The 12,137-nt window shown below is 70.1% G+C and carries 14 protein-coding genes and 2 tRNA genes; 8 read left to right on the forward strand and 8 right to left on the reverse strand.

Annotated elements, in window-relative coordinates:
- The 3 genes from KQ305_RS07095 to yidD form a co-directional block, all read right to left on the reverse strand.
- On the reverse strand, window positions 1-384 hold a 384-nt coding region (locus tag KQ305_RS07095), incomplete at its 3' end, for a Mur ligase domain-containing protein (RefSeq protein WP_259724719.1).
- 10 nt (window positions 385-394) lie between these two features.
- Complete coding sequence (locus tag KQ305_RS07100) at window positions 395-661, reverse strand: glutaredoxin family protein (RefSeq protein ID WP_259724720.1); 267 nt, start codon at window positions 659-661, stop codon at window positions 395-397.
- Window positions 661-897, reverse strand: a complete 237-nt coding sequence (gene yidD / locus KQ305_RS07105) for a membrane protein insertion efficiency factor YidD (protein ID WP_259724721.1) — start codon at window positions 895-897, stop codon at window positions 661-663. The genes KQ305_RS07100 and yidD overlap by 1 nt, the downstream gene beginning before the upstream one ends.
- A gap of 136 nt (window positions 898-1,033) precedes the next feature.
- On the opposite strand from yidD, the gene rpsD reads away from it, so the two are divergent.
- From rpsD to KQ305_RS07120, 3 genes are all read left to right on the forward strand, one after another.
- The gene (gene rpsD, locus KQ305_RS07110; protein ID WP_259724722.1) at window positions 1,034-1,642 is read left to right on the forward strand and encodes a 30S ribosomal protein S4; all 609 of its coding nucleotides are present in this window, start codon (window positions 1,034-1,036) and stop codon (window positions 1,640-1,642) included.
- Between the two features lie 214 nt (window positions 1,643-1,856).
- Entirely contained in the window at window positions 1,857-3,092 is a 1,236-nt protein-coding gene (locus KQ305_RS07115; RefSeq protein WP_259724723.1) for a hypothetical protein, read from the forward strand.
- 1 nt (window position 3,093) lies between these two features.
- The gene (locus KQ305_RS07120; protein ID WP_259724724.1) at window positions 3,094-3,849 is read left to right on the forward strand and encodes a class I SAM-dependent methyltransferase; all 756 of its coding nucleotides are present in this window, start codon (window positions 3,094-3,096) and stop codon (window positions 3,847-3,849) included.
- Between the two features lie 26 nt (window positions 3,850-3,875).
- On the opposite strand, the gene trpC is transcribed toward KQ305_RS07120, so the two are convergent.
- The 5 genes from trpC to KQ305_RS07145 form a co-directional block, all read right to left on the reverse strand.
- On the reverse strand, window positions 3,876-4,760 hold the full coding sequence (gene trpC / locus KQ305_RS07125; protein WP_259724725.1) for an indole-3-glycerol phosphate synthase TrpC: 885 nt from the start codon (window positions 4,758-4,760) through the stop codon (window positions 3,876-3,878).
- A 1-nt stretch (window position 4,761) separates the two neighbouring features.
- Window positions 4,762-6,249: a dihydrolipoyl dehydrogenase gene (locus tag KQ305_RS07130; protein ID WP_259724726.1), complete on the reverse strand. Its 1,488-nt coding sequence runs from the start codon at window positions 6,247-6,249 to the stop codon at window positions 4,762-4,764.
- Window positions 6,250-6,270: 21 nt separating this feature from the next.
- The gene (locus tag KQ305_RS07135) at window positions 6,271-7,122 is read right to left on the reverse strand and encodes an RNA methyltransferase (protein WP_259724727.1); all 852 of its coding nucleotides are present in this window, start codon (window positions 7,120-7,122) and stop codon (window positions 6,271-6,273) included.
- 5 nt (window positions 7,123-7,127) lie between these two features.
- Window positions 7,128-7,376, reverse strand: a complete 249-nt coding sequence (locus tag KQ305_RS07140) for a hypothetical protein (RefSeq protein WP_259724728.1) — start codon at window positions 7,374-7,376, stop codon at window positions 7,128-7,130.
- Window positions 7,377-7,386: 10 nt separating this feature from the next.
- Window positions 7,387-7,470: transfer RNA gene (locus KQ305_RS07145), tRNA-Leu, on the reverse strand.
- A 168-nt stretch (window positions 7,471-7,638) separates the two neighbouring features.
- Here KQ305_RS07145 and murA point away from each other — a divergent pair.
- The 5 genes from murA to KQ305_RS07170 all read left to right on the forward strand — a co-directional run bounded on the left by murA (window position 7,639) and on the right by KQ305_RS07170 (window position 12,125).
- Window positions 7,639-8,946 (forward strand): UDP-N-acetylglucosamine 1-carboxyvinyltransferase, encoded by a 1,308-nt coding sequence (gene murA / locus KQ305_RS07150; protein ID WP_259724729.1) that lies wholly within the window; start codon window positions 7,639-7,641, stop codon window positions 8,944-8,946.
- Window positions 8,947-8,958: 12 nt separating this feature from the next.
- Window positions 8,959-9,040 (forward strand) — tRNA-Leu (locus tag KQ305_RS07155).
- 11 nt (window positions 9,041-9,051) lie between these two features.
- Window positions 9,052-10,230 carry an aspartate aminotransferase family protein gene (locus KQ305_RS07160; RefSeq protein WP_259724730.1) on the forward strand — a complete coding sequence of 393 codons (1,179 nt, stop codon included), beginning with the start codon at window positions 9,052-9,054 and terminating at the stop codon, window positions 10,228-10,230.
- A 15-nt stretch (window positions 10,231-10,245) separates the two neighbouring features.
- Window positions 10,246-11,562, forward strand: coding sequence for a folylpolyglutamate synthase/dihydrofolate synthase family protein (locus KQ305_RS07165; RefSeq protein WP_259724731.1), 1,317 nt, complete (start codon window positions 10,246-10,248; stop codon window positions 11,560-11,562).
- Window positions 11,559-12,125 carry a pentapeptide repeat-containing protein gene (locus KQ305_RS07170; RefSeq protein WP_259724732.1) on the forward strand — a complete coding sequence of 189 codons (567 nt, stop codon included), beginning with the start codon at window positions 11,559-11,561 and terminating at the stop codon, window positions 12,123-12,125. Before KQ305_RS07165 ends, KQ305_RS07170 begins: the two co-directional genes overlap by 4 nt.
- Window positions 12,126-12,137 lie beyond the last annotated feature (12 nt).

Genomic DNA, 12,137 nt, shown 5'->3' on the forward strand with positions numbered 1-12,137 from the left:
GGTGTGGAACGGCGAGAAACTGGTGCCGCCGCCCACGTCGCTCGCCAGGCCGTAGCCCATGCCGGCCGCATCGGCCGCCGCAAAGTCGAAGAAGCCGCTGCCCAGAAACAAGTTGCTGGTGGGACTCACCGCCGCCACGGCGCCGGCGGCCAGCACCTCGGGCCAGAAGCTGCCGCCGTCCACGGCCGTGCCGGGCAGGCCCACGAACAGGCTGCCGGGGGCGACGCGGCGGGAATCGCAGCTGACGCCGCTCACCACCACCTGGGCCAGGGCACCGGTGGGGTCGGGGAGCGGCGGCAGGCCCACCTGACGCAGGAGCGGCTGAAGCAGCGGTGACATGGCGGCGCCGGCGGCGTCCGGCGGGACGGAGCTGGCGCCTTTCATAGCGTGACGCTCAGCGGACTCCCTGCTTGATCAGCCAGGCCCGCAGCTGGGCTCCCGCCAACCGGGGGGACACCCGCGGCAGCTCGCGGAATGGAGCGTCGCCGCTGGCCGCCAACGCCAGCACAGGGACGGCCAACCCGTAGCGCCCCTGCAGGGCCGGATCGGTGTCCACGTCGATCAAGTTCAGGGGCTGGGGGGGATCCAGGGCCCGGAGCTTCTCCTCGAGGCCCTCACAGAGGCAGCAGCCCTGGCGCGTGAACAGCAGCAGCTCCTGCATCAGTCCGGAACCGGGTCGCAGCCGCAGGGGGTGAAGGGGTGGCAGCGGCCGAGCCGCCTCAGGGTGAGCCAGCCGCCGCGCCAGGGGCCATGGCGGCCGATCGCCTCCAGCGCATAGACGCTGCAGCTGGGAATGAAGCGACAACGGGGACCCATCAGGGGCGAGAGCCAGCTGCGGTAGGCGCCGAGCAGGGCCAGCAGCACGGCGGCCACGGCGGCCGAGAGGGCAGCTGCCATCCATGCGGGACCGCCGGAGCTTAGGGTGGGTGGTTGGCGCTCCACGCGCGGGCATCCGGGTTCTCCCAGCATGCCGCAACCGTGAACCGCCCCGTCGGCCCCTGGGCCGCACCCTCCACCTCCGTCACCTTCCCTTATGTCTCGCTACCGCGGCCCTCGCCTGAGGATCACGCGGCGCTTGGGGGACCTTCCCGGTCTCACCCGTAAGGCCGCCAAACGGTCTTATCCCCCCGGTCAGCACGGCCAAGCCCGTCGCAAGCGCTCCGAATACGCGATCCGTCTCGAAGAAAAGCAGAAACTGCGTTTCAACTACGGCATTTCCGAACGTCAGCTGGTGCGCTACGTGAAGAAAGCCCGTGCCCAGGAGGGTTCCACCGGAACCAACCTGCTCAAGCTGCTCGAGGGCCGACTCGACAACATCTGCTTCCGCCTCGGCCTCGGTCCCACCGTTCCAGGCGCCCGCCAGCTGGTCAACCATGGCCACGTGACCGTGAACGGCCGCGTGGTGGACATTCCCAGCTTCCAGTGCAGGGCCGGCGACGTGGTGGCCATCCGCGAGCGCAAGTGCAGCAAGACCCTTGCCGAAGCCAACCTGGCGTTCCCCGGCCTGGCCAACATCCCGCCCCACCTGGAGTTTGATAAGGCCAAGATGACCGCCAAGGTGGGCGGCCGCATCGAGCGCGAATGGGTCGCTCTCGAGATCAACGAACTGCTGGTGGTGGAGTTCTACAGCCGCAAGGTGTGACCACCTCCCACCCCTGACCCGCCGCCTCCTGAGAGCGGCGACCATCGGCGGTCCGGCTTCGGTCGGGCCGCTTTTGCGTGGGGCTTGCCGGTTCAAAGGCCCACCAAAAGCCGACCGGGAGAACAACGTTCCTGAAGCCTTCCCGACGTCACCGCACCGTCTTCGCCCTGCAGCGACTAGGTATGGGATGCCGATCGAAAGAGCCGTTGGTTCGATGCCCTTCTCGCCAGAGGCTTCGGCTGGCCAGGCAGACCGAGCGATCCAATGGCGCCTCGTCTGGGGCGTCGTGGGCCTGCAGGCTTCTCTGCAGCTGGGCTGGATCGTCTACAGCGCCTATCAGCCGATCCTGCTGCAGCGTTTCGGCTTCGTCAGTCTGCTGCTTCCCTTTGCCCTGCTGCCGGGTCTGATCGGCCTGCTCATCGAACCGATCAGCGGTGGGCTCTCCGACCGCTGGGCCACTGGCGCCCACGGGCGACTGCTGCCGATCACGGTCGTCGTGTCCGTGGCCGGGCTCATCTTCCTGGCCACGGCTGGGCTGCTGCACCGGGGCCCGGCCTGGATCGGGGTTGCCGTGCCGGGTTTGATGGTGGCCTGGATGGTGGCGGTGCAGGCCGCGTCGAGCCCGAGCCTGGCCCAGCTGAACGAGGCGGTGTCGCTGCGATCCCTGCCCCAGGCCCTGGCCCTGCTGACCCTCACCCAGGGCCTCATCGGCGCCTTCTCCGCCAGCTTGGCCCGTGGCGCCCTGGGGCTGGGACCTTCCTTCACCTTCCTCCTGGGAGGCGTTGTGCTGGCCCTTGGTCTTGCCGTGCTGCGGGGAGGGCAGGGGCCGACTCCCCTACGCCCCAGGGACGTCACCGCCCCAGACCCTTCCCCACGGGGGTTGCTGCCGGCCGGAGTCCTCTTGCTGGTCGTCGCCCTGGCCGTGGGCGGCCTGTTCCAACTGCTGCTGGGACTGATTCCCCGCCTTCATCCCCAGGCCACGGCAGGTCTGCTAGGTGGGGGCCAAGGGTCGGTGGTGCTGCTGTGCTCCGCCCTGGGCGCGCCCATCGCAGGACGGGCCGTGGGCCGGTGGGGGCGGCTCCCATGCCTCATCTCAGGGATCACGCTCCTTGCCCTGGCGCTGGCCGCGAGCCTCGCCCTGCCGAGCGGGTTCGAACCGGTGCTGCTGCCCCTGCTGGGGCTGATCCACAGTCTGGTGGTGACCAGCCTGACGGCCACGTCCCTCGCCTCGCTCACACCGCAGTGGAGCGGGCTGGGGGCCGGGCTGGCCCTGGGGGGGACCGGACTGGCCGGCAGCCTCAGCCTGCTGCAATTCGGCTCCACGGGACCCGTCCCCCTGAAGGCCCTGTTGCTCCTGCTGGCGGTGACGACCACGGTTGCTCTGGGGGGCTGCCTGTGGCTGGAGCTGCTCCGACGACAGACTCGAACCGCCAGCACTGGCAGGGCATGACGTGACCAGGGACTTCATTGATCACTTCGGCGCCGTCTCCGGCGGCTACGCCCACTTCCGCCCCAGCTACCCGGCGGCCCTGTTCGCCTGGCTGGCCGAGATCGCTCCCACCCATCAGCTGGCCTGGGATTGCGCCACCGGAACGGGCCAGGCCGCCCTCGCCCTTGCCGACCATTTCAAGGCGGTGATCGCCACCGATGCCAGCGCCTCCCAGCTCGCCGCGGCAGAGCCCCATCCAGGGGTTCAATACCGGCTCGGCCCGGCGGAGAACCCGGGCCTGGAAGCCGCCAGCATTGATCTGGTCACGGTGGCGCAGGCGCTGCACTGGTTCGAGTGGCCCCGCTTCTTTGCGGAAGTGGAACGGGTGCTCCGGCCCGGAGGAGTGCTGGCCGTCTGGAGCTATGGGGTCACGACGGTCGAAGGCAAGGGTGTGGACGACCTCGTGCAGCACTTCTATCAGTGCATCGTCGGTCCCTACTGGCCAGCGGAGCGGGCCCTGGTGGAGAACGGCTACCGGGACCTGGAGCTGCCCTTCAGGGACCTGCCTGCGCCATCGTTCGCCATGACGACCGCCTGGAGCCTGGAGCAGCTGCTCGGTTATCTCGCCACCTGGTCGGCCAGCGCCCGTTACCGCGTCGCCCGAGGCAGCGACCCCCTCGACCAGATCCGCCAGCAGCTGGCGGCGGCCTGGGGAGAAGCCAGCGCCAAGCGGTTGATCCATTGGCCGCTCTCCGTGAAGGCGGCACGACGGCCCTAGCCGGAACCTGGTAACAGCCTCAGCCCTCAGCCCCCGATCAGGGTCTCCAGGGCCGCCGCCACGTTCTCCTGCCGCATCAGGGCTTCCCCCACCAGCACCGCATCGGCACCGGCCCCAACGGCCCGGTCGAGGTCGGCGCGGTTGAACAGGCCCGATTCGCTCACCAGCAGGGCACCGCAGGCACGCACCCGTTCGCCGAAGGCGTCCATCAGCCGTTCGGTGGTGGCCAGATCCACCGTGAAGCTGGCCAGGTCGCGGTTGTTGATGCCGATGAGGTGCACGCCCTCCAGCTGCAGCACCCGCTCCATCTCTGTGGCGTCGTGCACCTCCACCAGCACCGCCAGCCCCAGGCCCCGGGCCACCTTGAGCAGGTAGGCCAGATCCTGGTCGGTGAGGATCGCCGCGATCAACAGGGCCGCATCGGCCCCGGCGGCCCTGGCCTGGAAGAGCTGGTAGGGGGTGAGGATGAAGTCCTTGCAGAGCAGGGGCAGCGCCACCGCCTCGCGCACCGCCACCAGCACGTCGAAGCCCCCCTGGAAGAAGCGCTTGTCCGTCAGCACCGAAAGGCAGCTGGCCCCACCATCCCGGTAGCCCCGGGCGATGGCGACGGGGTCGAAGTCTTCCCGGATCACCCCCTTGCTGGGGCTGGCCTTCTTGACTTCAGCGATCACCGCCGGTTTGCGGCAACTGGCGCGCAGGGACCCGCAGAAATCCAGGGTGGGGGGGAGATCCGCGATCTGTTGCTTCAGTGAGTCCAGGCTGACCCGCTCGCGGGCGGCCGTCACCTCCCTGTCCTTTTCCCAGACGATCTCCTCGAGGATGTGGCGGGGGCGCTCCTCGGGATGGGGGGTGCCGAATTCCAGGTGGGCCACCCGGACCGAAGGGTTGGGGGGCCGGCGTCGGATCTCCATCTCAGGCACCCACCGCCGTGGCCAGGCTGGCGGCGGCCTGCTTGTAGGCCACTTCCACCACCTCGCTCAAGGTGGGATGGGTGTGCACTTCGCTGGCCAGCTGGCGCACCCCCTGGCGCCGGGCCACAGCATTGGCGATCTCCTGGATCAGGTCCGCCGCATGCAGGCCGTAGATGTGGGCCCCCAGCACTTCGCCGGTGTCCTTGCGGAACAGCAGCTTGAGCAGCCCATCGCTCTCCAGTTCGGCCAGGGCCTTGGAGTTGGCCTTGAAGTAGCTGCGCACGCTGCCCAGCTCGAAGCCCTCCTTCTGGGCCAGATCCTTGGCGTCCGCCTCCGAGAGCCCCACCGAACTGATCTCCGGATGGGTGAAGGTGGCCGCAGGGATCGAGCGGTAGTCGATGCGGCGGGCGTGGCCGAGGATGTTCTCGATCGCCACCGTGCCCTGGGCGGCGGCGGTGTGGGCCAGCATCATCTTGCCGGTCACGTCGCCCACGGCCCAGAGATGGGGCACCGGCTCACCGTTCGCCAGCACCCGCAGGCCATCGTCCACGGGGATGAAGCCCCGGTTGGTCTCCACGCCGACGCTGGCCAGATTGAGCTCCTTGCTTACCGGCACCCGGCCGGTGGCCACCAGCACCGCATCCACCTCCAGGGTTTCCACCGGCTCGCGGCTGACCATGTCCACCAATTCGATTTTCACCGGGCAGCCGGGGGTGATCCGGCTGGCGAGCACGCCGGCGCGGGCGTCGATGTCGCGGCCGTCGATCAGATGGCGGGCGGCGATCTTGGCGATGTCCGGGTCGAAGGTTGGCATCACCCGATCGAGGGCCTCGATCATGGTGACTTCGCAGCCCAGGGCCGTATACACATCGGCGAACTCCAGGCCGATGTAGCCGCTGCCGATGATGGTGATCCAGCGGGGCAGCCATTCCAGGTTGATGGCCTCGTCGCTGGTGAACACGGTGCGCCCGTCGGTCTCGATGCCGGGCGGCACGAAGGGATCGGAGCCGGTGGCGATGATCACCTCGCGGGCCGCGTAGACGCGCTCCACCCCGCTGGCCTCCCGCACCGCCACCCGCTGGGGCCCGTCGAGGCGTCCCTTGCCCCGCAGGATCGTGGTGCCGGAACGCTCCAGGGTCTTGGTGAGATTGGTGCGGATCGTCGCCACCAGCTGGGCGGCGTGGTCGGCGATCTTCTGACGCTCGAAGCGCACAGGTGCCGCATGAATGCCGAAGCCCTTGAGGTGCTCAGCATCGGCCAGCTCCCGCACCCGGCCGCTGGCCGCCAGCAGGGCCTTGGAGGGGACACAGCCCCGGTTGACGCAGGTGCCGCCCATGTCACGGGATTCCACGATCGCCACCTTCAGACCGTGGTCGGCCCCGTGCTTGGCCGCATCGAAACCGCCATACCCGGCGCCGATCACGATCACGTCGAAATCGAACCCGGAGGGGGGGGTGGCGGGTGCTGCGGTCACCGGATGGAGCTGCATGGGTAGAGGCATTCTCCCTTGTCAGGGCACGGGCCGGCCGTGGGCCTGGCGGGGGCGCTCCAGCAGCAGCAGGGCGGCCGCGGCCGCCACATTCAGCGACTCCACCGCAGGGCTGTGGGGGATCGTCACCCAGTGGTCGGCCAGGCGGGCCAGTTCCGGCGCCAGCCCCGCCCCCTCGTTGCCCAGCAACAGAACCGTGGGGCGACACCAATCCAGTTCCCAGTAGGGGCGCACCACGCCCCCCGCCTCTGGCACCATCGCCGCCACCAGCTGCTGGCCGCAGCCCTGGGCCTCGGTCAGCCGGTCGTGCAGATCGGCGGACGTCATGCGCTCGATCGGCAGGGCCAGGGCGGCTCCGCTGGAGGCCCGCAGCACCTTGGGCTGCAACGGATCGGCCCCTTCGGCCAACCACACACCCTCCACCCCCGCCGCCAGGGCGGTGCGCAGCAGGGTGCCGAGGTTGCCCGGATCCTGAAGCCGGTCGAGGGCCAGCACAAAGCCCGGCGGCGATGAGGCAGCCACCGGAAGATCGGCGACCGCCAGGGTCAGCAGCACCCCGTCGGGATGGCGGGTCGTGGTGGCGGCGGCCAGGACCTCGGGGCTGGCGGTCCGCAGCCGGCTGGCCTCCGGCAGCCGCTCGTACAGGGCACCATGACGGTCCAGCCAGTCGGGGGTGACCAGCACCAGGTCGGGACGCAGGCCCAACCCCAGGGCCTCCTGGAGCAGGTGGGTTCCCTCCAGCAGGATCAGGCCCTGCTCCAGCCGGCCAGAGGACCTGTGCAGGCGCCGCACCGCTTGGATGAGGGGATTGCGGACGCTGCGGATCAGCTCGCCGCCCGCTGGCAGACCGCCACCTTCAGGGGGAGAGCCCACGGCCGTCAGATCGTCTTGCGGCGCCGGAGCTTGAGGTGGTCGTGGATCACCAGGTCGTCGTCGTTGAGATCGAGCCCCTTGAAGGCGGCCACCTCACCGCGGATGCCTTCGGCCTTGAGGTTCGCGACCAGGCGGTCGATCACGATGTCTTCCACCTTGGTCTGGTCGTAGGCGTCTGGAGTGAGTCGCTCCAGAAACTTGCCGATGTTCGCTGCGACGACATCAGAAGCGTTGGTGATCTTGAGAACAATCATGGAAAAAATATGCGGATGGGGAGACTTGAACTCCCACGACATTGCTGCCACTAGTACCTGAAACTAGCGCGTCTACCAATTCCGCCACATCCGCGGGCGTGTAGCCGCCACGGAGGCCGTGGCGCTGGATGGAGCATAAATCATCACCGGTGGGGCCACCCCTCAAGGCAACGGCGACAAGACAGTTTGAGCGGCGACCCCCTAGACGACGGGATCATTCGTTGTCAAGATGCCCCAGAAATTGATACCGGGACTTCCGTCCATGACCGTATCCCCCATGCCTGTCAAGGTCATCGCCGGCACCAGGCTGGAGATCAGTGGTGGACGGCGACTTGACGGAGAACTGAGGGTCAGCGGCGCCAAGAATTCGGCCCTGGTGCTGATGGCTGCCTGCCTGCTCACCGAAGACGGGCTGCGGCTCAGCAATGTGCCCCCCCTCACCGACATCACGGCAATGGGGGAGATCCTTGCCGCCCTGGGGGTGCGGGTGCAGCGGGGGGGCGACGCGATCGTGCTGCACGGTGACCACATCACCACCGCCGCCCCGCCCTACGAGCTGGTCAACAGCCTGCGGGCCAGCTTCTTCTGCATCGGCCCCCTGCTGGCCCGCATGGGCATGGCTCAGGTGCCCCTGCCCGGCGGCTGCCAGATCGGCACCCGGCCCGTGGTGGAGCACGTCAAGGGGCTCAAGGCCCTCGGCGCCCAGGTCACCATTGAGCACGGTGTGGTCACCGCCGTGGTGCCCGGCCGCCAGCGCCGCCTCACCGGCGGCCACATCCACCTGGATTGCCCCAGCGTCGGCGCCACCGAAACACTGATGATGGCGGCCGCCCTCGCCGACGGCGAAACGGTGATCGACAACGCGGCCCAGGAGCCGGAGGTGATCGACCTGGCCAGGCTGCTGCTGGCCATGGGGGCCAAGGTGCGCGGTGCCGGTACCCCCACCATCACCATCGTCGGCGTCGAGAAGCTGCACGGGGCCGACTACGCCGTCATCCCCGACCGCATCGAGGCGGGCACGTTCCTGCTGGCCGGCGCCATCACCCGCTCCCGGCTGCGGGTGTTCCCCGCCCTGCCCGAACACCTGGGTGCCGTGATCACCAAGCTGGAGGAGGCCGGCTGCCGTATCGAGGCCGACGGCCAGGGATTGCTCATCCATGCCGACCGGGTGCGGGCGGTGGATCTGCGCACCCAGCCCTTCCCCGGCTTCCCCACCGATCTGCAGGCCCCGTTCATGGCCCTGCTGGCCACCGCCGAGGGCACCTCGATGGTGGTGGAGAACATCTTCGAGAACCGCCTCCAGCACGTGGCCGAGCTGCAGCGCATGGGCGCGGACATTCGCATGCAGGGCAACACCGCCTGCGTCGAGGGGGTCGCCCGGCTCAGCGGCGCCCCCGTCCACGGCACCGACCTGCGCGCCTCCGCCGCCATGGTGCTCGCCGGGCTCGCGGCCGATGGCATCACCACCGTGCGGGGCCTGGAATACCTCGACCGGGGCTACGCCGATCTGGAGGGCAAACTCAACGCCGCCGGCGCCTCGATCCGCAGGCTGCCCACCACCGCCGCCTAGAGTACATCCTTCGGGAGCGTGCCGGAATTGGTAGACGGACTCGACTCAAAATCGAGCGCCTTCGGGCATGTGGGTTCGAGTCCCACCGCTCCCATCCAACCGGTGATGGACACCTATGCGCGCTATCCCCTGGAGCTGAAGCGGGGGCGGGGTGTCTGGCTCTGGGATCAGCAGGGCCGTCGCTATCTCGACATGGTGGCCGGCATCGCCGTCTGCACCCTCGGCCACAGCGACCCGGTGCTGCGGCGCCGCCTCTGCGACCAGCTGGGCCGCCTCCAGCACGTCTCCAACCTCTACCGGATCCCGGAACAGGAGGCACTGGCCGCGGCGATCACGGCCCGCAGCTGCACCGACCGGGTCTTCTTCTGCAATTCCGGCGCCGAAGCCAACGAGGCGGCCATCAAGCTGGCCCGCAAGCACGGCCATCTGGTGCGCGGCATCGCCGAGCCCCTGATCCTCACCGCCCAGGCCAGCTTCCACGGACGCACCCTGGCGGCGGTGACCGCCACGGGCCAGCCCAAGTACCACCAGGGCTTCGAGCCGATGGTGTCGGGCTTCCGCTACTTCCCGTACAACGACACCGCCGGCTTCGAAGCGCTCCTGGCCGCCTGTGAAGCCGAGGGTCCCCGCGTGGCCGCGGTGCTGCTCGAACCCCTCCAGGGGGAGGGGGGAGTGAACCCCGGTGATCCCGCCTTCTTCCAGCGGGTGCGGGAGCTCTGCGACGCCCACCAGATCCTGCTGATCTTTGACGAGGTGCAGATCGGCGTCGGCCGCAGCGGCCACTGGTGGGGCTACGAACAGCTGGGGGTCGAACCCGACGCCCTGACCATGGCCAAGGGCCTGGGCGGTGGCATCCCCATTGGTGCCCTGGCTGTGAAGGCGGCGGTGGACCACTTCCGCCCCGGCGACCATGCCAGCACCTTTGGCGGCAATCCCTTCGCCTGCCGGGCCGGCCTGACGGTGATCGAGGAGATCGAACGCCGGGGCCTGCTGGCCAAGGTGAGCGCCAACGGTGCCTTGCTGCAGTCCCTGCTCCAGGAGCTGGTGGCCCGCCATCCCGACACACTGGCCGGCGAACGGGGCTGGGGCCTGCTGCGGGGCCTGGTGCTGCGGGAGGGAGAGGTCACGGCCCCGGAGATCGTCAAGGCAGCCATGGCCGAAGGCCTGCTGCTGGTGCCGGCCGGGCCCGGGGTGGTCCGGTTCGTGCCACCGCTGGTGATCAAGCCCCGCCAGCTGCGCAAGGCGGTGAAGCGCCTGGAGAAGGCTCTCCACAGGCTGGCCTGAGCGATCGCCCCGCCCGTGTCGTCCCTGCTGCCCCCCCCGGTCGACCTGGGCGACCTGCTTGAGCCCTTCGCCCGCCGCGGCGTCGACCTGGGGCTGGAACGCCTGGGCGGTGCCCTGGCCGCCGGGGGGCACCCGGAGCAGCTTTTTGCCGCCGCCCAGGTGGCCGGCACCAACGGCAAGGGCTCGATCTGCACGTTTCTGCACGCCATCCTGCGGGCCGCCGGCGTGCACGTGGGCACCTACCGCTCCCCCCATCTGGTGAGCTGGTGCGAAAGGATCCAGATCGATGACGCCTGGATCCCGGCCGCCACCCTGAGGGCCGACCTGGCTCGCTGGCAGCCCCTGGCCCGCCGCCACCGACTCACCCCCTTCGAGCTGATCACGGCCGCGGCCTTCGACCGCTTCGCCCGTGAGCGGGTGGATCTGGCGGTGCTGGAGGTGGGCCTGGGGGGCCGGCTCGATGCCACCACCCTCCATCCCCACCGGCCCGTGATCGGCTTCGGGGCCATCGGCCTCGACCATCGCGAACACCTGGGCGACACCCTGGCCGCCATCGCCGCCGAGAAGGCCGCCGTGATGGGGCCGGGTTGCCGGGCCTTCAGCGCCGCCCAGGAGCCGGAGGCCCGCCGGGTGCTGGAGGCCGCAGCGCAGCGTTGCGGCGCCAGCCTCCATTGGCTCGACCCCCTGCCCGCCGTGGCCGATGGCGGCCCCACGCTGGGTCTGGCGGGCGAGCTGCAGCGCCACAACGGGGCCGTGGCCGTGGCCATGGCCCGCGCCCTGACAGCCCCGGACGGTCCACTCGCCGGCCGGCCCCTGGACGACGGCACGATCCGCGCCGGTCTGGCGGCGGCCCACTGGCCCGGGCGTCTGGAGAGGCACCGCTGGCGGGGCCGCGAGTTGCTGATTGATGGCGCCCACAATCCCCCGGCGGCGGCAGCCCTGCGCCGGGAACTTGACCGGATCGACGGTGGCCTGGCGGGTGGCCGGCCGCGTCGCTGGCTGCTGGGCGTGCAGCGCCACAAGGAGGGGGCGGCGATGCTGGAGCTGCTGCTGCGTCCCGGGGATCGGGCCGTGGTGGTGCCGGTGCCGGAGCATGCCAGCTGGTCGCGGCAGGAGCTGGCCGCCGCCTGTCCCGGCCTGGCCGACCAGCTCGAGGAGGCCGGACGCCTGGAGGCCGGACTGGACAGCCTGCTGGCGCCCGGCCCGCTTCCCCTGGTGGCCGGCTCCCTGTTCCTGCTGGGCGCTGTACTTCCGCTGCTCGACGCCCCCCAGGCTGACGAAGCCCCGGCGCTGGGCCAGCCTGGAGAGGTCCCCGGCAGCCACCGCCCATGACGACGGCCATCGGATCCGATGCCCCCAGGCCCGCCGGCGGCTCCCGAAGGTCGCTCGTGGAGACCCTCCGCAGGGGGCTCATGCCACTGCTGCTGGCTCTGGTGCTCCTTGGCCCCCTGCTGCTGGGCGCCCCCAGCGCCCGGGCCGACGACCAGGACCGGGTGGATTACACCCTCACCAACCAGAGCGGCAAGGACTTCAGCGGCCAGCAACTGGCCGGAAGCTCCTTCGCCGGAGCCACGGGCCGCCAGGCCAGCTTCAGGGGTGCCGATCTGCACGGGTCGATCCTCACCCAGGCGACCTTTCCCGAGGCCGACTTCCGCGGCGCCGATCTCAGTGACGCCCTGATGGACAAGGTGGACATGAGCGACACCGACCTCACCGGCGCGGTGCTGCGGGGAGCGATCGCCTCCGGCAGCAACTTCACCGGCGCCACGGTCACCGATGCGGACTTCACCGATGCCCTGCTCGACCGGGTGGACCAGCGCCACCTCTGCCGCGAGGCCCGCGGCACCAACCCGGTGACCGGCGCCGACACCCGCCTCAGCCTGGAGTGCGGCTGAGGCGCTGAGCGA

The organism is Synechococcus sp. CS-1332 (assembly GCF_025127995.1).
GTDB lineage: Bacteria > Cyanobacteriota > Cyanobacteriia > PCC-6307 > Cyanobiaceae > Cyanobium.

Bases quoted from the DNA above. Each gene is read 5' to 3' on its own strand.
- KQ305_RS07100 (WP_259724720.1), bottom strand. From the start codon at position 661: ATGCAGGAGCTGCTGCTGTTCACGCGCCAGGGCTGCTGCCTCTGTGAG.
- yidD (WP_259724721.1), bottom strand. From the start codon at position 897: ATGGCAGCTGCCCTCTCGGCCGCCGTGGCCGCCGTGCTGCTGGCCCTG.
- rpsD (WP_259724722.1), top strand. From the start codon at position 1,034: ATGTCTCGCTACCGCGGCCCTCGCCTGAGGATCACGCGGCGCTTGGGG.
- KQ305_RS07115 (WP_259724723.1), top strand. From the start codon at position 1,857: ATGCCCTTCTCGCCAGAGGCTTCGGCTGGCCAGGCAGACCGAGCGATC.
- trpC (WP_259724725.1), bottom strand. From the start codon at position 4,760: ATGGAGATCCGACGCCGGCCCCCCAACCCTTCGGTCCGGGTGGCCCAC.
- KQ305_RS07130 (WP_259724726.1), bottom strand. From the start codon at position 6,249: ATGCAGCTCCATCCGGTGACCGCAGCACCCGCCACCCCCCCCTCCGGG.
- KQ305_RS07140 (WP_259724728.1), bottom strand. From the start codon at position 7,376: ATGATTGTTCTCAAGATCACCAACGCTTCTGATGTCGTCGCAGCGAAC.
- murA (WP_259724729.1), top strand. From the start codon at position 7,639: ATGACCGTATCCCCCATGCCTGTCAAGGTCATCGCCGGCACCAGGCTG.
- KQ305_RS07160 (WP_259724730.1), top strand. From the start codon at position 9,052: ATGGACACCTATGCGCGCTATCCCCTGGAGCTGAAGCGGGGGCGGGGT.
- KQ305_RS07170 (WP_259724732.1), top strand. From the start codon at position 11,559: ATGACGACGGCCATCGGATCCGATGCCCCCAGGCCCGCCGGCGGCTCC.